A 19,618-nucleotide genomic window follows, 5' to 3' on the forward strand; every position below is an offset into this window, starting at 1 on the left:
TTTTATCTACCAGACATTCATATACTTGTTTCTTATCTTTTGAAAAATGCTCCAATTTCTTTCATCTACTCAGTATTACTTCACAACAAACCTACACTTCGGGAAATTCACACAACCCTTAAACCTTCCATACTTACCACTGCGCTCAACCAATTTCCCATCACACTTTGGACATTCATCCTTGGCAATCTTGTTCGCATTCTCTGCCATTTCATTCTTTAAAGCTGTAACATGTTCTTTCTTAGCGGTTTTGTCCTTCAAACTTGATTCATTAATAGCTTCCACGATATGCTGCACATCATCTTTATTAAGAAGCTTTTCCTTGTATTTATTAATCGTCTTTAGCAATTTCACTGTATATATGACCTCAGATGAAGTTACAGTTACCTTCAAATCTGCTCTAACACTAAACGAAACGATTGAAAAGAATGGTAGTTCATCAAATTTACTTAATACCGCTTCCAGCGCTTTTATATGCCCATAATTTTGTCTGATTGGGTTATAAAACTTTTCCTTTCTCTTGTATATGACTTGAGTCCAATATTGTTGATCTTCATTGCCTAAAATCCAGCCACGATAGTTTTTTGTTTCAATAACGAAAATTCCATATGGCGAGACAACAACATGATCAATTTGGGTTGTCTTTCCGCTTGATGATGGAATGACAAGATCGTTAAGAATAAAATACTTCTCCTTGTCTAGCTTGTTCAGTTGGTACGACACTGATTTCTCGCCAATGACACCTTTTATTTTTGGAGAACTTAAAATCACGATAATAGCAACCATCACTAGCAAGTAAACGTAAAGCATCTAATCACTCCTGATCTGATTGAATAGTAAAATTATACCACGACCTTCGCATTAGAGCGGAGGAATATGTTCTTTTTTGTAGAAGTCTAATATCGACATTGGAATATAGAGGAAAATAATAATTACTAACCAATTGATCAAAGAGGAGCAAACTCCAACATGAAATTTATAAACCTTCTGACTATATCAGTTGCACTTACCCTATCTCTTACAGCATGTGCAACTCCCAATAATTCCACTACCATTCAAAGCGAAAAGGCACTTATTCAACCCACTTCTCAATCTACAACAGTAGTTCAATCAAGTCCAAATGTTGATAACAAAACAGAAAATAGTCAAACTACTGATACTTCTAAGCAATCAACAGCAAAGTCTACAACAACCCCCACAAAAGAGGAAACGTTAACCCCAACAGCAAACACTTCTCCTGTAAAAGAAACACCAAAGACTGTTTTGAAAACTGAGCAAGAAGATACAGCTAAAATCATCAGCGTTACTTCTCCTGCGGCACGTAATTCAACCGCAACTTTAAAAGCTAAAGTCGCACCAAATGCTACAGCTTCAATCGTAGTCCATTATAAAAGCGGGGCAAGTAAAGCCGCTGGATTAGAATCAAAGAAAGCTGATTCTAACGGAAATGTAAGTTGGTTTTGGCATGTTGGAGGAAATACTACGTTAGGAAACTGGAAAATTACCGTTTCATCTGGCAATTCAAGTGCAGAAACCTCCTTTGAAGTTGTTCATTAAGAGTAAAATCCCCAAATACGTATGAGCAGTTGGGGATTCATTATTTTTACCAAAGTTTTGTTCATAAAAAATACCACTCCTTCATTGGTTTTGGAGAACCAATAAATAAGTGGTATCAGTTGGTTTGCTATTCAGAAGTTTATCGGTATGAACACGGCACTTTCGGATATTTACCGCCAAAAATGTTTTGGCTGGATTCCGTTTCCAACTCCCGAAATCCTTTACTACGCAATCATTCTAACTCTCTCAGCTCACTTTATGCTCAATCCGCAGCTTATCTGCAACCATCGCGATGAACTCCGAGTTCGTCGGTTTCGACTTTGAAATATTGATCGTGTAACCAAAAATAAAGCTGATGCTGTCGATGTTGCCCCGTGTCCAAGCGACTTCGATGGCATGCCGAATGGCACGTTCGACGCGGGATGGAGTTGTTTTATATTTTTCTGCGATTGCAGGATATAGTGTTTTTGTAATCGCACCAAGAATCTCAATATTGTTGTATACCATCGTAATGGCTTCACGCAAATATTGATACCCCTTAATATGCGCAGGTACGCCAATTTCATGAATAATGGATGTAATATTCGCATCCAAATTCTTCGTTTTTGGAAGTGGTACAACATTCGCCTTTGTCATCGGCATGGTTGAAGTAATCACGCTGGTATGTGTGACGAGCTGGCGAATACGACTTGTAAGTACGTCCATATCAAAAGGTTTCAGTATGTAATAGGAAGCGCCGAGCTGGACCGCTTTTTGCGTAATTGTCTCTTGTCCAAATGCTGTGAGCATAATAATTTGAGGTTGAACAGACAGGTTCATTTCGCGCAGCTTTTCTAAAACACCAAGTCCGTCTAGATGTGGCATGATGATATCTAATATGAGAACGTCGGGTACTTCACGGTGATTCTCGATAAATCTTAGAACTTCATTCCCATTATAAGCAACACCGACAACCTCCATATCTTCTTGATGTGAAATGAACTCCGATAATAAATGCGTAAATTCGCGATTATCATCGGCAAGCATTACTGATATTTTTCTCAACGTCATGTCCTCCTCTTTCTCTACAGCAAAAATGTAATTTTTTTCCTCTTTATAAAGTTATTCGACAAGCCTTATCAAACTCCTTCTGTCGAATAATTTTTCTTTTCTTTTTTTGAAAAATATTTTATAATTTAATATTTATCTCCTAAATTCATCACTCTTCGACAAATAAATCAAAAAAACAAACTGAAGGCTAGCTTGCCTTCAGTTCGCTCATTGCTGTTTTTTGCATAATCCCACTATCCTGAAGCATCCACTCGATGAAACACCCGTAACCTGAGGTTGGATCATTTACGAAAACATGTGTAACTGCACCAATCACTTTACCATTTTGAATGATTGGAGAACCACTCATTCCTTGTACGATCCCACCTGTCTTCTCAAGCAGCTTTGGATCGGTCACCTTGATTACAAGTCCTTTAGTTGCCGGATAATCTTGACGAGTTACGTGAACAATTTGAATATCAAACTTTTCAACCTTCTGGCCATTTAGAACCGTATAAATTTGTGCTGGGCCTTCTTTCACTTCTTCAGCAAATGCAACAGGTAATGCATCATTGCGGAATTGATGACCAGGTGCTTCCTGCATTTTACCGAATATCCCAAATGGTGTATTCTTCTCAATCGTTCCTAACACTCGACTATCTTTTGTAAATTGTGAATGTTTCTCACCGGGTTCGCCGTTACGACTCTTCGCTATGGATGTAACGTTAGAATCCACGATTTGACCTTCTCCGACTACAATCGGAGTTTGTGTATCCATATCTGTAATTACATGCCCCAAAGCGCCGTATACGCCATGCTGAGGAGAGTAGAACGTTAACGTTCCAATACCTGCCGCTGAATCGCGGATATAAAGCCCTAATCGATAAGATTTATCCACGGTGTCGTATGCAGGTGTCAATGCGACATGAAATGTTTGATCCCCACGCCGAATCGTAAGATCGAGTGCTTTCTTACTCGAACCTGCTTGATTTACAATATCTGATACTTTCGATACATCATTCGATTTCTCACCATTAATGTGTGTAATAATGTCACCCGTCTGAATCTTCGACTCTTCTCCTGGCGAAACTTTTCGTTCTTGATCCAACGCAACAAGATGATGACCTACAACTAGGATACCTACTGATTTAATCTTGACGCCAATTGTCTGTCCGCCTGGAATCACTTTAATGTCTGGCACGACACTCACTTTAACGGTCTTTAGTGGAATCGTACCGAATAGCTTAAGCTTCATCTCCGTCTGACCTTGCTGTGTCGGTGTTAAAGAAAGCGGTTCTTTCAAATCGACTTGAAATGAGTGCTGGGCAATTCCATTAACTTTAAGGATGTCAGGATTTGATACAGTGACTTTTGCTGTGACGGGCATCGTCAATTGAAGCTCTTTACCTTGTCCACTAAACAACCGAAGTTCATCCGGAAATGAAGCAAAACTTTGGAATGGCGTAGAACTGGCGACGATACATACGAAGCAAACGAGCAGTAGACCGATCAGTCTTTTTTTCAGGCTGGCTCTCAACGTAAATCACGCTCCTAGGGCTTCCTTTGCAGACAACCTCTTTCTTGTAAGGAAAGGGCGTCAATTGCGTACCTATAAGTTAACCCCAGACAACCTGTTTTATAACTGAAAAAGATGCCTGCGGCATCTTTAAATTCTAGATTTCTTTTCATTTGCCAACACAAGCATTTCTTGAGAATGATGAAGTGTTGTTTCTGTTACAGCAGCACCACCAAGCATTCTGGCTAGCTCTTCAATTCGTCCAGATTGGTCTAGATCTGCAACTTGAGTATAAGTTCGTTCATTATCAATCACTTTACGAATGAATAAATGAACATCTGCCATTGAAGCAACCTGAGGTAAATGTGTAATGGAGAACACTTGACATGATCCCGATAACTGCGACATTTTCTCTGCGATGGCTTGTGCCGCGCGTCCACTGACACCTGTATCGACTTCATCAAACACGAGAACAGGAATACGATCAATTCGTGCAAAGATCGTCTTCATGGCAAGCATGATACGAGATAACTCGCCTCCAGAGGCGATCTTGGCAAGTCCTCGTAAGGGTTCTCCCGGATTAGGAGCCATCATAAACTCTACCTGATCGATACCTTCTCGATTAAACTTTACGAAGCGACCTGCACATTCAATTCCATCTTGATCATCCACAAGATCAATTTGAACCGAAAATTGTGTTCTTTCCATATGAAGATCACGAAGTTCCGATTCAATATCACGTGCCAGTGACCCTGCAGCCTCTTTACGTCTAGCTGACAATTCAAGCGCTGCCTCGGCTAAGATTATGCCTTGTTGATCCAACTGTTTTTGCAGTTCTTCATTACGAGCGTCTTTATGTTCAAGGGTACTTAATTCTTGTTGAATCGTCTGGTAATGCGTTAAAATCTCTGCTACATCACTGCCGTATTTCTTGCGCAAGGAGGAGATTACATCCAATCTTAGCTCAATCTCGTCCAACCTGCTGGGATTAAACTCAATGCCTTCACGGTAATCCCTTAACTGATAAGCAGCATCTTCTAATTGATAATAAGCACTTTGCAGTTGCTCTAACAAAGGTTGCAACGCTGTTGTGTCATACGAAACAATATCTTGAATGCGATTCATTGCCTTGTTAACGGCGTCAAGTCCACTACCTGAGCTGTAAATTAGATCATAAGAATCTGAAACGTTGCTCATTAACTTCTCAGCGTAGGTTAGTTTTCGTCGCTCTTCCAACAAAGATACATCTTCGCCAATTTTTAATTTAGCAGCTGCGATTTCATCCATTTGAAAACGATACAAGTCTATACGTTGAAGGGTTTGCATCGAATCATCTTGAAGCGCTTTCATTTCTTTCTTCAGCCCGATATACACATCATAAGCTGCCTGATATGCTCTCTTAGCAGGTCCAAGTTTATCTCCGTCATAAGCATCCAAGGAATGAATATGTTCTTCTACTTTAAGCAAAGACTGATGTTCGTGCTGTCCGTGAATATTAACCAGACATTCGCCTACTTCTCTAAGCATCGTCAAATTAACTAATTGGCCGTTAATTCGTGCCGTACTTTTACCTGTCAATGTAATTTCGCGGCGAATAAGCAAGCCCTCATCTAATGAAGCATCAATTCCTAATTTCTGAAGCACCGCCCAGACCGGATGATCCTGTTCGACTTCAAATAAGCCTTCAATCTCAGCTTTTGTACTGCCATAACGAATCCACTCTGCAGAACCTCTGCCTCCGACAATCAGACTCAAGGCATCGATAATGATTGATTTACCCGCCCCAGTTTCCCCAGTTAACACATGAAAACCTGACTTACAGATTACATGTACATGTTCAATAACCGCTAAATTGCGGATCGATAGCTCCGTCAACATTCAGCACGATGCCTCCCCTTTTGCCACTTAAGTAAGTATACTCAGTTAAAATTCTCCGTTTAAGCAAGTAAGGCTAAAATCTGATTCACCACATTCTCACTTTGCTGATCTGTTCGACACACAAGAAGAATGGTATCATCTCCACCAATCGTTCCCATGACTTCATTCCATTCCATGCTATCAATCAATGCACAGATCGTATTACCAGTACCCGGTAAACACTTGAGCACAACTAAATTACCGGTATAATCAATTTGAATAAAATGATCACTAAGTGCGCGTTTCAGCCGCTGTAGCGGATTATAGCGTTGATCGGCTGGCATCGAATATTTATAACGACCATCATCCATAGGCACTTTTATTAAATGCAGTTCTTTAATATCACGCGAAACTGTAGCTTGCGTTACATGAAAACCTGCACCGCGCAGTGATTCAACCAACTCATCCTGCGTTTCAATTTCACCATTTGTAATGATCTCTCTAATTTTCACATGTCGTTGACCTTTCAAAGCTGCACCTCGATTTGAAACGATATTTTTTTTATTTTTTGTTGATACATATCTACATATAAAATTCCAGCTGCTTCCGGATAGAGCAATTGATAAGGTAAAAGTGCGTCACGTAGTGAACTGCCTGTCCATTCCATAGGTTTGCGTTCTCGTGCCAGCTTAACCAGATAGTAACGATCTTGCTTCTTCACAAAATAATCGATATACAATCGGCTTTGCAAGGGTTCTTCAATTTCTCCGAGTTCAATCACAATTGGAATTCTCGTCTTTGCTGCGATGACATCAAAACCTGCCCCTTCCAAAAGCTCAACCGCTTCATCTTGGGGTATTTCATCGCTGAATGGGATCGTAAGCTTTCCTTTCGGGGGTTCGAGCCAACTGCGTATCCGCAGTGTTATCCATGCGACACAAATCGTAACAAGGAGAAGAACGATTACCATGTCACTTTTTTGCATGCTCATCACCTCGTCTTCCTTATTCGAGGATTTCCAGTAAAACCCTCTTTTTAAGGAAGAAAAAGATCAGCTCTACCCTTGTAATTTACGCGACGCTTCTACGGTATCATGAATCAACTTTTCCAGATCACCTTGGAAAATATCTGGATGCTCTGGGTCACAAGTCCAATAGGCTAGAAATTCCACATTGCCTTCTCCGCCTGTAATCGGTGAGTATGTTAAACCAATTAAATGGAAATCACTATCTTTCGCATAGCCGAGCACGTTAGTAAGTACTTCTCGATGAACAACAGGCTCGCGAACAATACCGGATTTACCTACTTTCTCTCTTCCCGCTTCAAATTGCGGTTTAATGAGCGCGGCTACATGCCCTTCCATAGGTAGCAATGCCCGAAGTGGGGGTAATATAATCCGCAAGGAAATAAATGAAACATCGATACTTGCGAATGTCGCCTGCGGACCGACTAAATCTGCCGGCTGTGTATAACGGAAGTTCGTTCTTTCCATCACATGTACTCGCGGATCATTACGCAGGGACCAATCCAATTGGTTATAACCTACATCGATAGCATAAACATGAGCCGCGCCATTTTGCAGGGCACAATCCGTAAATCCACCTGTCGAAGCACCAATATCGAGCATCACTGCTTCTTTCAGGTCGATTTTAAATTCCTTTATTGCTTTCTCTAATTTCAATCCACCGCGCGAAACATAAGGATGAACAGCACCCTTTACACGTATTGTTGCCGTGCGTAGGATTTTTGTACCCGCTTTATCTACGGGTTCCTCATCTACGAAAATAAGGCCAGCCATAATGGCGGCCTTGGCTTTTTCTCTACTTTCATAATACCCCTGTTCGATCAGGAGCACATCTAATCGCTCTTTTAATACCGTCATGCTTGTTGTACGCTCCTATACTCGCTTAAGTTTGTGCGGTTTGTGACCATTTTACGGACAGCAGATGTTAAATCTTCCACGGTTAGACCTACTTCTTTCCGCTGTTCTTTCACTGATCCGTGCTCAATGAAATAATCTGGAACGCCCATATGATGAATGTGTAAGCCAAACACTTGCTGCTCCGTATAATATTCACTCACTGCAGAACCAAACCCACCTGCGATTGCGCCTTCTTCCATTGTTACAATCGGGATATGTTCTTTAGCAATCGAATTTAGCATTAGTTTATCAAGTGGCTTAATGAAGCGAGCGTTGACAACTCTCAGATGCGTTCCTTCTTCACCTAAAACCTTTGCCGCTTCTTCTGCGATTTGTACCATCGGACCTACAGCAAGTACAACTGCATCTTTACCTGTTGTTGTTACTTCCCAAGATCCAATTGGGATCGTTTGAAGATCATCATTTATATCTACACCCACACCAGCAATTCGTGGATAACGTACTGCAATTGGTCCATCGTTATATTCAGCTGCTGTTTTGAGCATATGGCGAAGCTCATTCTCATCTTTTGGCATCATCAATACCATATTCGGTAACTGACGCAAGAAACCAATATCATAAACACCCTGATGCGTTTCACCGTCTGGTCCTACAAAACCAGCACGATCAATCGCAAATATGACATTCAAATTCGGTCTGCAAATATCATGCACCACTTGATCGTAAGCACGCTGCAAGAACGTGGAATAAACAGCGAATATCGGTTTCATTCCTTCGCTTGCTAGTCCTGCACACAATGTAGCAGCATGTTGCTCAGCTATACCGACATCAATCATTCGTGTTGGGAATTGCTTTGCAAACTTCAGTAAACCTGATCCTGCTGGCATCGCTGGGGTAACCGCAAGAAGTCGATCGTCTTGCTTAGCCAATTCAATTAAAGTGTTACCAAAAACTTCTGTGTAAAATGGTGGTCCTGCTGATTTTAACACTTCACCAGATTCAATTTTGTAAGGTGAAATACCATGCCAAGTCAATGAATCCGCCTCAGCAGGAGAATAACCGCGTCCCTTCTTCGTCACCACATGAACAAGAACAGGGCCGTTCACTTTATCTGCACCTCGAAGTGTTTCCATTAACAGAGGTAAGTTGTGTCCGTCGATTGGACCAATGTAATTAAATCCAAGCTCTTCGAACCAAACACCAGAGACGACCAAGTACTTTAAGCTGTCTTTGAGCTTTTCCATACCTTTAGCAATTGAACCGCCGATAGCGGGAATTTTCTTAAGTAAGTTTTCCACTTCATCTTTCGCCTTTTGATAATGGCGATCGGAACGAATTTTATTTAAATAATTATGAATCGCTCCCACGTTCGGAGCAATCGACATCTCATTATCGTTTAAAATGACAATCATTTTTTTCTTTTCATGACCAATATGGTTCATGGCTTCTAGCGCCATACCACCTGTCATTGCACCATCTCCAATGATGGCAACGACACGATTATCTTCACCTTTCAAATCACGAGCCATTACCATGCCCATTGCTGCTGAAAGTGAAGTAGAAGAGTGACCTGCTTCCCAGACGTCATGCTCGCTCTCTGCACGCTTAATAAAGCCGCACATCCCTTTATATTTACGAAGGGTGTCGAATTGATCTTTACGACCAGTCAAAATTTTGTGCACATAGGATTGATGCCCAACATCAAAGATAAACTTATCTTTAGGAGAATCAAACACAGTATGTAATGCCATTGTAAGTTCTACTACACCTAGGTTTGGAGCGAGGTGTCCACCTGTAATGGAAAGCTTCTCTATGAGAAATTGCCTAATTTCGTTAGCCAGTTGTTCCATCTCTTCAATCGAGAGTGTTCGCAAATCCTCAGGCTTATTGATCCGTTCGAGTAGCACGGTTTTTCCTCGCTTTCCATGATTGGATGATATATTTTCTAATATTGCCCCGGCAATAATGCTCATTATACCATACATTTGTTCGGGTTAATATGACAAGGGTAGATTAATGATCACGTTTCATCAAATAATCAGCAAGCTGCAGCAAGCGATTTGTATGTGGAATCGTTGACTTTATTAGTGCTGACTTTCCTTGCTCAGTCAGCTCATTGACCTTCTGCATCGAAGCTTCAAGACCAATAAAGTAGGGGTATGTCACTTTAGCTAATTTCTCATCACTACGTGTGGATTTACCGAGCTTTGTTGCATCACCTGTCAAATCAAGAATATCGTCCTGAATTTGGAAAGCAAGTCCAATACATGTCCCAAATTCGGTCAGTGCTTCCAATTGATCTTCAGATGCCCCAGCAATTCGTGCACCTGCACGAAGGGAGAAGACAATTAGATCACTTGTTTTACGTAAATGAATGTACTCCAGCTCTTCCAGCTTCGTTAAACCCTGCTCCCCAAGTAAGTCTGCCGCTTGTCCGCCTACCATCCCAGGTGCTCCGGCATATTGCGACAGTTCTTCCACGATATGAAGAATTTGCAATGGATCCACGCCAGAAGCACGTGCAGATTGCACAACAGCGTAAAAGGCCTGTGTAATAAGCGCATCACCTGCCAAAATCGCCATGCCTTCGCCAAACACCTTATGATTGGTTAATCTTCCCCTACGATAGTCATCATTATCCATAGCTGGTAAATCATCGTGGATTAAGGAGTATGTATGGATCATTTCAATGCCACAAGCAGTCGGCAATGCCGCACGCATTGCCCCTCCTAGCGCCTCTGCAGCAGCAAGCACTAGAATGGGGCGAAGACGTTTGCCACCGGCCATTAAAGAATAGCTAATCGACTCACGCAGCACATCAGGCATTTTCCACTCAGCAGGCATACTTGTTTGAAGAGCATCCTCTACGATTTTCACATGATCTGCGATGTATTGTTCGATTGTGATCATATCCGTATTCACCTAGACACCCCTTACTCTTCTACACTAGGTTGAAAAGGTTTTCGAGTCAGTCCCGCTTCTTCTTCAACCAGCATCTCAATTTTCCGTTCTACCTGCTCCAGCTTTTGGCCGCACATACGAGAGAGGAGCATACCTTCTTGATACAGTTCAATGGCTTGCTCTAAAGGTACATCACCAGACTCTAGTCTGGATACGATGCTCTCCAGCTTCTCCATTGCTATCTCAAAGCTTACATCTTGCTTAGATGCTTCGTTACTCATTCTTCTTCTCCTCCATGGACCAAACGTGGCATTGCAACTGCCCGTCCGTCAGTCTAACGTTAACGACATCTCCGATCTGCACCTGCTCGATCGAATTCACAAGGGCTTGCTGGTGTTCATCGTACACCAGCGAATACCCCCGCTGCATCACCTTCAGCGGGGAGAGCGCGTCGAGGCTGCGCAGCCTCGACCCAAACTCTTGCCGCTTGGAATGTACCAAGCGGCTCATGGCCTGCCGAAGCGCGCGTTTAGCCGCTTCGGACTGCTGCCGCGCGGCCAGCATAGCTGCGCGCGGGGAGCGACTTTCCATGCGGCGGTCCAGCCGCATGTGAGCTTCAGCGGCGCGTGCAAGCCGCTGGCGCATCCGCATGGCAAGCTCAGCTGTCATGCGGTCCAGATGCTGCGTCGCAGGCAGCAGCAGCTGGCGCTGCGGGCTCACCAAGTAAGGTGAGCGCCGCAATCTCTCCAGTGCCTCTCTGCGGCGCTGGAGCATTCGCTCAAGCGCTTGATGCAAGCGCTGCTGCTCTCCTGCTAACTGACGTCTAAGCTCAAGCTGATGAGGCACTGCAAGCTCTGCTGCTGCCGTTGGCGTCGCAGCACGCAAATCCGCAACAAAGTCCGCAATCGTAAAATCTGTCTCATGACCGACTGCGGATATGATCGGGATCTGTGAAGCTGCAATACCACGTGCTACAACTTCTTCGTTAAATGCCCACAACTCTTCCAATGAGCCGCCACCACGACCGACAATCATAACATCAACTTCACGAAGCTCATTCATCTTCGCAATTGCCCGTACGATTGACGGTGCTGCTTGTGTTCCTTGTACCAGAACGGGATAGAGCACAACTGGAACCATCGGATATCGACGCTGCAGTGTGATAAGCACATCTCGTACAGCAGCCCCTGTTGGGGATGTTATGACACCAACCGCACGAGGGAACTTCGGAATCGGCTTCTTTCGTTCAAGAGCGAATAATCCCTCAGCTTCAAGCTTACGCTTAAGCTGCTCATAGGCTAAATAGAGCCCACCGACTCCATCAGGTTGCATTTCACGCGCATAGAATTGGTACTGCCCATCTCGTTCATAGACCGAGATGGAACCTCGTACCAACACGCGCATGCCTTCCCGCGGTAAGAAGCTTAGTTTCTGATTAAAGGAAGCAAACATAATGCTTTTCAAACGGGAGTCCGCATCTTTTAAAGTAAAATACATATGACCCGATGAATGCCTTGTAAAGTTAGAAATTTCCCCCTGCAGCCAAACATCCTGCAAGCGGTCATCGCCTTCCAACTTCATTTTGATATATCGATTTAAATCTTTGATCGAAAGAACCTTACGTTCACTCATATAGAACCCACCTTATTGGGTGTTTTGGCTTAAGCGAGCTGCATTCACCGTATTTTGGAGCAGCATCGTAATCGTCATCGGTCCTACGCAACCTGGAACTGGGGTAATTGCACCACTAATTTCTTTAACAGCTTCAAAGTCTACATCGCCGCGCAGCTTACCATCTGTACGGTTCATACCTACGTCAATGACAATTGCACCTGGCTTCACATGTTCAGGACCAATCAAGTTTGCCTTCCCTACAGCAACAACCAATATATCAGCTTGACGCGTAATCTCCGCCATGTCTGGGGTGCGCGAATGAACGATCGAGACGGTAGCGTTCTCTTGCAACAACAACATCGCCATGGGTTTACCCACAATATTAGACCGCCCTACTACGACAGCATGCTTGCCCGAAATTTCAGTACCGATTCGCTTAAGCACTTGAATCACACCTGCTGGCGTACAAGGTTTCATACCTGTTTTCTTACCGATCATAAGATTACCTACATTTATTGGATGGAAGCAATCCACATCTTTATCAGGAGCGATATGGTCAACAACTTCATCCTCATTGATATGTGCAGGTAGAGGGGATTGAACGAGAATGCCATGGATTCGAGCATCACGATTAAAGACGTGAATTAAGCTTACTAATTCATCCTGTGTCGTTTCAGCTGGTAAACGGTGGACTTCAGAATAAATGCCAACTTGTGCACAAGCTTTTTCTTTACCATTCACATAGACATGCGAAGCGGGGTCATCACCTACAATGATAACGACAAGTCCCGGCTCACAGCCTACTGCTGTCAATTCCAAAACCTCTGCCTTAATTTCCTCTCGAATGGTTGCCACGATCTCTTTACCGTTAATGACCTGACCTGCCATCTGTGGTCCCCCCCTCTTATCCCGATAAAATGTGCCTTAGACCTCTAATTTAGCTCGAAGTGTATCAATATCCTTGATCATATGACCCAGTACGCCGTTAACAAACTTCCCGGATTCTTCCGTACCAAAATGCTTCGCAAGTTCGATTGCTTCATTCACGACAACCTTCGGCGGAACATCTTGCGTATACAACATTTCAAATGCAGCTAAGCGCAGTACTTCACGATCAATTCGTGAAAGCCTGTCCATTTGCCAGCCTTTTAAATATCCAGCAAGCATAAAATCGATGTCAGAACGATTACGAAGAGAACCTTCTACCAATTCAAACACATACTGCGGACTTACGTTTTGATCTTGCAGGGCAATACCGCCCTCATTGTCATTTCCCGCTTCTTCCAAAGCTACTTCAATGGCTTCCTTTGGCGTTACCTCAGTCATGCCGATTTGATATAAACTTTGCAACGCAATTTCCCTTGCTACTCTGCGCCTCATATTGATGGTTAGGCCTCCTCATGTTTATAAACCATTGCCTTGCATATCTTATCTTGCACAATGATAATTAGTTTCGATAATACATATCTAATCAGCAAAAAAATCCAAGGAAATACCGAGGATTTTAGCGGAACATTCTCCATTTTTGCGATAGGTAATCCATAATCTGAGAAATCGGTATGATCTCTTCCTTTTGATCTGCTTTTTTGCCAAAATAATAACCTAACAGCACAATAAAAGCAAATATGAGCGCATCCCAAAATCCACATATTAAATAAATAATGCCTACGATAAAGCCTCCAATAAGGCCTATCGTTTTTCCCTTATGTTGCTCCCATAGGTCATTCATTTGCAGTCCTCCTATTCCACCCTACGCGTGGCTGTATTGGACTGCACGGTGTTAGCCACATATACGGATACGGACACAACTGGATAACCGGTAATTTCTTCAATATGCCCTTTAATTGCTTGCTGCAATTCTTGTGTGATTTCAGGAATCGTTCGTTCACCATCTACAAAAGTGCGAACCGTGATTTCAAGTCCAGGTGCAGTTACATGTACACGAACACGTAGATCCTTTACACCACGAACTTTGCTGGCTGCTTTGAGAGATAAATTCTCGATCGTTTCCACAGAAATTCGGAATTCACCATATTCTGTTCGCTCTGAAATCGATGGTGCATCGACTTGTCCTCTGCGTAGAGAAATATACAGTAAGCGAAGGGAGATTAACAATACAACCGCACAAACCGCTAGTACCCAGTAACTCGTCGGCGCATCCGTGTAGACATTCATCAAAAATCGGACTGTAGTTTCCTTCGGAATAAAAGATAAAGCAATACATATTCCAATGATCGATACGGTAAGAATAACAAGACTGTGTATGAACAACAGCAATTTATCGATAATTTTGCCCACGAACGTTTATCCCCTTCCTGTATTTGCGCCAAACCCCCTGACAAACGCAGGGGGTTTCAATGGATTAACGCCTACTGCTTCATTTATTTAACGCGAACAGTTGCTGGCGCTTCAATTTCTGATTTCTCGTTGTCTTTAAACTGAACATCATGAATGTTTACATTGACTTCAACAACATGAAGTCCAGTCATAGATTCAATTGCAGTCTTCACATTGAATTGAATATTCTCTGATACTTCTGGAATTCGATAGCCAAATTCAATAATAATCGAAACATCAATCGCCGTTTCTTTCTGACCTACTTCAACCTTGACACCTTTAGAGAGGTTCTTACGACCGAGTATTTCGGAAATACCATTAGCGAAACCACCGCTCATTCCCGCGACCCCAGGAGTCTCAATTGTAGCAAGACCCGCAATTACTTCAATCACTTCAGGAGCGATTTGAATCGATCCGAGATCCGTTTTCACATAATCCGGTGTAATCGAGTTCATGTACACACCTCACATCTATTTTAGGATAGGCTGTATTAATTAAATACTATACCATTTTCCCATATTTATGACAAACCTACAGAAGCTGCTGGGACGTGTCAAGAGTTCGGATCATTGATATCATGTTCTTCTAAAAACTTGATATCAAAATCACCCTCGATGAATTTTTTATGCTCTAACAATTTCAAGTGGAACGGAATCGTCGTATGCACACCTTCGATCGTAAATTCGTTAAGTGTACGCTTCATCCGAGCAATTGCTTCTTCACGAGTTGCTCCCCAGACGATAAGTTTCGCAATCATCGAATCATAGTAAGGTGGGATCGTGTATCCAGGATAAGCAGCAGAATCCACACGTACGCCATAACCACCTGGTGGCAAGTAGAACTCAATCTGACCTGCAGATGGCATAAAATTGCGTTCCGGATCTTCTGCATTAATCCGACACTCAATAGACCAACCCTCGATCTGAACTTCTTCTTGTTTCATCGAAAGCGGTTCTCCTTCAGCCACTCGAACCATCTCTTTAATGATGTCGACTTTCGTAATCATCTCGGTTACGGGGTGCTCAACTTGAATCCGTGTATTCATTTCCATGAAATAAAATTGATTATCCGGAGCTAACAAGAACTCAAGTGTTCCTGCACCAGAATAGTCAACTGCTTTCGCTGCGCGTACTGCTGCCTCACCCATCAATTTACGAACTTCGGGAGAAAGCGTAGAACATGGAGCCTCTTCAACTAGCTTCTGACGACGACGTTGTACGGAACAATCGCGTTCACCCAAATGAACAACATTGCCGTGCTTATCAGCCAAAATCTGAATCTCAACATGCTTCATACCTGTTAAATATTTTTCCAAATAAACACCGGCATTACCAAATGCATTCTGGGCTTCTTGTTGAGCTGTCGTAATACCTTGAATGAGTGTATCTTCATCCTCAGCAATACGAATACCTCTTCCACCACCGCCTGCAGTTGCTTTAATAATAACCGGATACCCAATTTCCCGAGCCAGTTCAATCGCTTCTTCTAGGCTTTCGATCAAACCGTCCGAACCCGGAATGATCGGCACATTTGCTTCCTTCATCGTTTGTTTCGCCATCGATTTATCGCCCATGCGAATGATAGCCTCTGGAGAAGGACCAATGAATGTAATATTGCAGCGCTCACATATTTCCGCAAAGTCAGCATTTTCTGCTAGAAAACCGTACCCCGGATGAATTGCATCTACACCTGTTAGGGTGGCGACACTCATAATATTTGTAAAGTTTAGATAGCTGTCTTTTGATGACGTAGGTCCTATACAATAGGACTCATCTGCCAATCTTACGTGCAGCGCATCCCGATCTGCTTCAGAATAAACCGCCACCGTTGAAATTCCTAATTCACGGCATGCGCGAATAATTCGAACCGCAATTTCTCCTCGGTTTGCAATAAGTACTTTTTGAAATCTCATTTTACACCCTCCAACTACTCTGGTTTAACGAGAAACAAAGGCTGCCCGTATTCCACCAATTGACCATTCTCAACGAGAATATCCATGATTTCGCCTTTAACTTCAGCTTCGATTGGATTCATAAGTTTCATCGCTTCAAGAATACAAACAATCGTTTTATCGCTAACTTTAGAGCCTACAGACACATATGGCGCTGAGCCTGGTGCTGAAGCTGTATAGAACGTTCCAACCATTGGAGCTACAATCGTATGGTAGCCAAGATCAACAGGTTCTTGCGCCTTTGCAGGTGTCACAGTCTCAGTTGTTGCATGAGTTTGTGGTTCAATTGCAACGGGTTGTTGCGTATACACAGGTGTTGATGTACCTGACACGATGATGGATTCTGTCTTATTGCTTTTACGAATAAATAGGCGAGTGCCTTCATTTGCAATTTCAAGCTCTTGCAAGGAAGTTTGATCCATTAATTTCATAAGCTCTTTAATTTCGCTTAATTTGAACATTTACTTAGGGTCACTCCTTCAAAAATGTTGATTACCGTTATGTCCGATCATGAACAGTGACAGTATGTATGTCTTTAACAGCTTGTTCACTGTGACGATAGTTATTATAGCATAAACCAAAGAAATGGAAAGAGTCCACTTACCGGACCCTTTCCACTTCAATTATTGAAAATATTGTACCCCAGAGATTTTTTCTGGACCAACATTTAGTTCTTTCATCACCATATCAAGGATGGAAACTGCTTGGGTTTTATCCAATTTTGCTGCTTGAACCGTCACTTTCCATTTGCCGCTAACTTGCTCTTGCTCTACTATCACATGGCTGCTGTACTCATTTGACAGCATGTCCTCTATATTTTCTACTTTTGCATTTGTTTCTTGGATTTTTCTAAGTTCATTTTGAGCTTGCCCAACTGCTTCAGGTGTTTGTGCTTTATCCACTGAGATTGCGAGCCACTTTTCAGTTTCTTTGCCACGAGTCACTTCACGGTCGATTAATTTCTTTTGGAAATAATCAGCCCCAGATTGTGCTTGTGTTTGCATTTTTTGGAGAATCTCTTTGTCGCTTAATGTACCTGTTTGCGCAGTTGTTTGCTTAGCATCCGGTGTTTTAGGCGTTGTTTTAGGGTCAGATGGAGTCGTTCCACCGTTGTTGGTTCCACCGTTATTCATTCCACCATTGTTTGTTCCGCCGTTATTCATTCCACCGTTGTTTGTTCCACCGTTATTCATTCCGCCATTGTTTGTTCCACCGTTATTCATTCCACCATTGTTTGTTCCGCCGTTGTTTGTTCCGCCGTTGTTTGTTCCACCGTTATTCGTTCCGCCTTTGTTAATTTCGTTAGGTTTCTGTTCGGACGGTTTGGGTGTTGAAGTCTTCGGGCCAACTGTCTTACCATCGACTGGTGCAGGGTCTTGACTCATATCAATCTTGATCTCACTTGCAGCCGGTTTATCCGTGCCCGCTAGTGTGTCGAGCTTACTTGTATCCTCTGAAATTAAATAATAGGCTGACAGTACTACAAGCAAGCTGAGCATCGATACTAACCAAATCGTTTGTCTTTTTGAATTCATTGTTAAAATTCCTCCTCAAAATTAAAAGTTATTGCTTGCGGGGCAGTACCGAAATGCGATGCGCAGGCACGTCCAAACCGCGTTCAACCGCTTCAAGAATCATTCTTTTTACCGTTAAATCCTCAGCACCACGTGCGACGATAATCACGCCTCTAACCTTTGGTTTTATCGATTTGAGCACAAGTGGATGCTGATTTCCTTCTACTTGGTAAAGAACAACTTCACCCTTACGAGTCACTTGCGAAATGTTACGATTCGCTCCGCCTGCATCTCTTTCATTTGTATTTTCTTGCGAATCTTGATAATTTTTGTCGACAACGATTTCTTCGGTAGATTCAATTTCAACATGTACTTCAACGTCGCCTACACCGACTATTTTTTGTAAAATTTCCTTTAGTCGCTTGGCACTTACTTCTTCCAAATCTCCGAACTTGGAAATCTCTTTACCACTTCCATTTGCGAAGGTTGTTGTGCTTTCATTCGATGGAGAAGCCCGTGGTCCAATAGAAGCAGGCGGAACAGGTGTAACGCTTAAAAACGAGTTCATAATCATTAATGCAGCACCCAGTAGTCCAGCCAAAATTAGCCACAAAAAGGTACGATATCGCTTAGGTCCTGAAGGTCCTCCACCGAACATTTTTTCCAATTTGTTCATCCATTTCGCCAAAGGCTCACCTCCCTCCAAACGGACTTTCATCCTACTTCTTTATCCTGCTTATGATTTCTCAACTTGATTGAGGAATATCACATCAACTTTTTTTGTATCTAGCCCCCAGTTACGTTGCAAAAGTTTTTGGATTGCCACTTCTGCTTCGTGCATGGCAGGTGTTCGTTCATTTGCCCCAACGGCCTGGACCCCATTTGATGATTTTCCAATTTTCACTTTAATTTCCACAGGCTTCACGGATGCGATTGGCTTTTTTAATGAAGCTGTTGGTGTTGGTGTTGGTGAAGGTGCCGCGGATAATGGTTTCAATACGATTGCAACGGACTGTAGATAAGGTTTGCTGTCCCCATCTAATCCAGAAGTGACTTGTACTTTGTCCACATCAAAAGCAACTTCTTTTAAAATCTCCTGTTTGACCGTCTCCGAAATTTCTTGTTCAGCTAACAACTTTGCTTTTGTCGAATTTACTGCACGAAGTCGTTCTGATTCCTGCATGATCGTTTCAACTGAATCCATTCCACTACCTTGTTTTCGAAGATTCCCCGCATTATTTTGCTGCGCTTCAGCTGATGCTAACAGCTTTTCAACGTTCCAATTTTTTGAAAATAATTGGATAACAGGAGTAAGCAGCGTCAGCAAAATAAAAAGGCTAACAACAGTTTTTACATATCGATGCATCTTAGCACTAGGTAGTAATAAATCAATGAACGAGGCGAACAAAATGATGATAATTACGGTCTTCAGCCAGCTATTCAGCCATGCCACTGTTCAC

At 42.6% G+C, this 19,618-nt stretch carries 22 protein-coding genes; 1 reads left to right on the top strand and 21 read right to left on the bottom strand.

What is annotated here, in order from left to right:
- Positions 1-75: 75 nt before the first annotated feature.
- Positions 76-810 (bottom strand): NERD domain-containing protein, encoded by a 735-nt coding sequence (locus ACSBOP_RS14280; protein WP_442601202.1) that lies wholly within the window; start codon positions 808-810, stop codon positions 76-78.
- 159 nt (positions 811-969) lie between these two features.
- On the opposite strand from ACSBOP_RS14280, the gene ACSBOP_RS14285 reads away from it, so the two are divergent.
- A complete protein-coding gene (locus tag ACSBOP_RS14285; RefSeq protein WP_442601203.1) occupies positions 970-1,557 on the top strand; it encodes a hypothetical protein in 588 nt (195 codons plus the stop codon).
- A gap of 246 nt (positions 1,558-1,803) precedes the next feature.
- On the opposite strand, the gene spo0A is transcribed toward ACSBOP_RS14285, so the two are convergent.
- The 20 genes from spo0A to spoIIIAF all read right to left on the bottom strand — a co-directional run bounded on the left by spo0A (position 1,804) and on the right by spoIIIAF (position 19,611).
- Complete coding sequence (gene spo0A / locus ACSBOP_RS14290) at positions 1,804-2,601, bottom strand: sporulation transcription factor Spo0A (protein WP_442601204.1); 798 nt, start codon at positions 2,599-2,601, stop codon at positions 1,804-1,806.
- 193 nt (positions 2,602-2,794) lie between these two features.
- Positions 2,795-4,123 (bottom strand): SpoIVB peptidase, encoded by a 1,329-nt coding sequence (gene spoIVB, locus ACSBOP_RS14295; RefSeq protein ID WP_442601205.1) that lies wholly within the window; start codon positions 4,121-4,123, stop codon positions 2,795-2,797.
- Between the two features lie 129 nt (positions 4,124-4,252).
- On the bottom strand, positions 4,253-5,980 hold the full coding sequence (gene recN, locus ACSBOP_RS14300) for a DNA repair protein RecN (protein WP_442601206.1): 1,728 nt from the start codon (positions 5,978-5,980) through the stop codon (positions 4,253-4,255).
- A gap of 59 nt (positions 5,981-6,039) precedes the next feature.
- Complete coding sequence (gene ahrC / locus ACSBOP_RS14305; RefSeq protein ID WP_442601207.1) at positions 6,040-6,489, bottom strand: transcriptional regulator AhrC/ArgR; 450 nt, start codon at positions 6,487-6,489, stop codon at positions 6,040-6,042.
- Positions 6,486-6,950, bottom strand: a complete 465-nt coding sequence (locus ACSBOP_RS14310; RefSeq protein ID WP_442601208.1) for a hypothetical protein — start codon at positions 6,948-6,950, stop codon at positions 6,486-6,488. The genes ahrC and ACSBOP_RS14310 overlap by 4 nt, the downstream gene beginning before the upstream one ends.
- Before the next feature lie 66 nt (positions 6,951-7,016).
- Positions 7,017-7,841, bottom strand: a complete 825-nt coding sequence (locus ACSBOP_RS14315) for a TlyA family RNA methyltransferase (protein ID WP_442601209.1) — start codon at positions 7,839-7,841, stop codon at positions 7,017-7,019.
- Complete coding sequence (dxs, locus tag ACSBOP_RS14320; protein ID WP_442601210.1) at positions 7,838-9,748, bottom strand: 1-deoxy-D-xylulose-5-phosphate synthase; 1,911 nt, start codon at positions 9,746-9,748, stop codon at positions 7,838-7,840. The genes ACSBOP_RS14315 and dxs overlap by 4 nt, the downstream gene beginning before the upstream one ends.
- 106 nt (positions 9,749-9,854) lie before the next feature.
- Positions 9,855-10,751 (bottom strand): polyprenyl synthetase family protein, encoded by an 897-nt coding sequence (locus ACSBOP_RS14325; protein WP_442604480.1) that lies wholly within the window; start codon positions 10,749-10,751, stop codon positions 9,855-9,857.
- A 23-nt stretch (positions 10,752-10,774) separates the two neighbouring features.
- Positions 10,775-11,023, bottom strand: coding sequence for an exodeoxyribonuclease VII small subunit (gene xseB, locus ACSBOP_RS14330; protein ID WP_442601211.1), 249 nt, complete (start codon positions 11,021-11,023; stop codon positions 10,775-10,777).
- Positions 11,016-12,374, bottom strand: a complete 1,359-nt coding sequence (xseA, locus tag ACSBOP_RS14335) for an exodeoxyribonuclease VII large subunit (protein WP_442601212.1) — start codon at positions 12,372-12,374, stop codon at positions 11,016-11,018. The genes xseB and xseA overlap by 8 nt, the downstream gene beginning before the upstream one ends.
- Positions 12,375-12,386: 12 nt before the next feature.
- On the bottom strand, positions 12,387-13,244 hold the full coding sequence (folD, locus tag ACSBOP_RS14340) for a bifunctional methylenetetrahydrofolate dehydrogenase/methenyltetrahydrofolate cyclohydrolase FolD (protein WP_442601213.1): 858 nt from the start codon (positions 13,242-13,244) through the stop codon (positions 12,387-12,389).
- Between the two features lie 36 nt (positions 13,245-13,280).
- On the bottom strand, positions 13,281-13,736 hold the full coding sequence (gene nusB, locus ACSBOP_RS14345) for a transcription antitermination factor NusB (protein WP_442601214.1): 456 nt from the start codon (positions 13,734-13,736) through the stop codon (positions 13,281-13,283).
- Positions 13,737-13,860: 124 nt separating this feature from the next.
- Positions 13,861-14,085: a DUF2273 domain-containing protein gene (locus ACSBOP_RS14350; protein ID WP_442601215.1), complete on the bottom strand. Its 225-nt coding sequence runs from the start codon at positions 14,083-14,085 to the stop codon at positions 13,861-13,863.
- Between the two features lie 11 nt (positions 14,086-14,096).
- Positions 14,097-14,654 (bottom strand): alkaline shock response membrane anchor protein AmaP, encoded by a 558-nt coding sequence (gene amaP / locus ACSBOP_RS14355; RefSeq protein WP_442601216.1) that lies wholly within the window; start codon positions 14,652-14,654, stop codon positions 14,097-14,099.
- Positions 14,655-14,737: 83 nt separating this feature from the next.
- Positions 14,738-15,148, bottom strand: coding sequence for an Asp23/Gls24 family envelope stress response protein (locus ACSBOP_RS14360; protein ID WP_442601217.1), 411 nt, complete (start codon positions 15,146-15,148; stop codon positions 14,738-14,740).
- 98 nt (positions 15,149-15,246) lie between these two features.
- The gene (gene accC / locus ACSBOP_RS14365; protein WP_442601218.1) at positions 15,247-16,605 is read right to left on the bottom strand and encodes an acetyl-CoA carboxylase biotin carboxylase subunit; all 1,359 of its coding nucleotides are present in this window, start codon (positions 16,603-16,605) and stop codon (positions 15,247-15,249) included.
- A gap of 14 nt (positions 16,606-16,619) precedes the next feature.
- The gene (gene accB / locus ACSBOP_RS14370; protein WP_442601219.1) at positions 16,620-17,105 is read right to left on the bottom strand and encodes an acetyl-CoA carboxylase biotin carboxyl carrier protein; all 486 of its coding nucleotides are present in this window, start codon (positions 17,103-17,105) and stop codon (positions 16,620-16,622) included.
- Between the two features lie 162 nt (positions 17,106-17,267).
- Positions 17,268-18,179 carry a SpoIIIAH-like family protein gene (locus tag ACSBOP_RS14375; RefSeq protein WP_442601220.1) on the bottom strand — a complete coding sequence of 304 codons (912 nt, stop codon included), beginning with the start codon at positions 18,177-18,179 and terminating at the stop codon, positions 17,268-17,270.
- Between the two features lie 28 nt (positions 18,180-18,207).
- Positions 18,208-18,846, bottom strand: a complete 639-nt coding sequence (gene spoIIIAG, locus ACSBOP_RS14380) for a stage III sporulation protein AG (protein WP_442601221.1) — start codon at positions 18,844-18,846, stop codon at positions 18,208-18,210.
- A 48-nt stretch (positions 18,847-18,894) separates the two neighbouring features.
- A complete protein-coding gene (spoIIIAF, locus tag ACSBOP_RS14385; RefSeq protein ID WP_442601222.1) occupies positions 18,895-19,611 on the bottom strand; it encodes a stage III sporulation protein AF in 717 nt (238 codons plus the stop codon).
- Positions 19,612-19,618: the final 7 nt, after the last annotated feature.

It is taken from the genome of Paenibacillus sp. KN14-4R (assembly GCF_052180255.1).
Taxonomy (GTDB): domain Bacteria; phylum Bacillota; class Bacilli; order Paenibacillales; family NBRC-103111; genus Paenibacillus_AM.

Bases quoted from the DNA above. Each gene is read 5' to 3' on its own strand.
- ACSBOP_RS14280 (WP_442601202.1), bottom strand. From the start codon at position 810: ATGCTTTACGTTTACTTGCTAGTGATGGTTGCTATTATCGTGATTTTA.
- ACSBOP_RS14285 (WP_442601203.1), top strand. From the start codon at position 970: ATGAAATTTATAAACCTTCTGACTATATCAGTTGCACTTACCCTATCT.
- recN (WP_442601206.1), bottom strand. From the start codon at position 5,980: ATGTTGACGGAGCTATCGATCCGCAATTTAGCGGTTATTGAACATGTA.
- ACSBOP_RS14310 (WP_442601208.1), bottom strand. From the start codon at position 6,950: ATGAGCATGCAAAAAAGTGACATGGTAATCGTTCTTCTCCTTGTTACG.
- ACSBOP_RS14315 (WP_442601209.1), bottom strand. From the start codon at position 7,841: ATGACGGTATTAAAAGAGCGATTAGATGTGCTCCTGATCGAACAGGGG.
- ACSBOP_RS14325 (WP_442604480.1), bottom strand. From the start codon at position 10,751: ATGATCACAATCGAACAATACATCGCAGATCATGTGAAAATCGTAGAG.
- xseB (WP_442601211.1), bottom strand. From the start codon at position 11,023: ATGAGTAACGAAGCATCTAAGCAAGATGTAAGCTTTGAGATAGCAATG.
- xseA (WP_442601212.1), bottom strand. From the start codon at position 12,374: ATGAGTGAACGTAAGGTTCTTTCGATCAAAGATTTAAATCGATATATC.
- folD (WP_442601213.1), bottom strand. From the start codon at position 13,244: ATGGCAGGTCAGGTCATTAACGGTAAAGAGATCGTGGCAACCATTCGA.
- nusB (WP_442601214.1), bottom strand. From the start codon at position 13,736: ATGAGGCGCAGAGTAGCAAGGGAAATTGCGTTGCAAAGTTTATATCAA.
- ACSBOP_RS14350 (WP_442601215.1), bottom strand. From the start codon at position 14,085: ATGAATGACCTATGGGAGCAACATAAGGGAAAAACGATAGGCCTTATT.
- ACSBOP_RS14360 (WP_442601217.1), bottom strand. From the start codon at position 15,148: ATGAACTCGATTACACCGGATTATGTGAAAACGGATCTCGGATCGATT.
- accC (WP_442601218.1), bottom strand. From the start codon at position 16,605: ATGAGATTTCAAAAAGTACTTATTGCAAACCGAGGAGAAATTGCGGTT.
- accB (WP_442601219.1), bottom strand. From the start codon at position 17,105: ATGTTCAAATTAAGCGAAATTAAAGAGCTTATGAAATTAATGGATCAA.
- ACSBOP_RS14375 (WP_442601220.1), bottom strand. From the start codon at position 18,179: ATGAATTCAAAAAGACAAACGATTTGGTTAGTATCGATGCTCAGCTTG.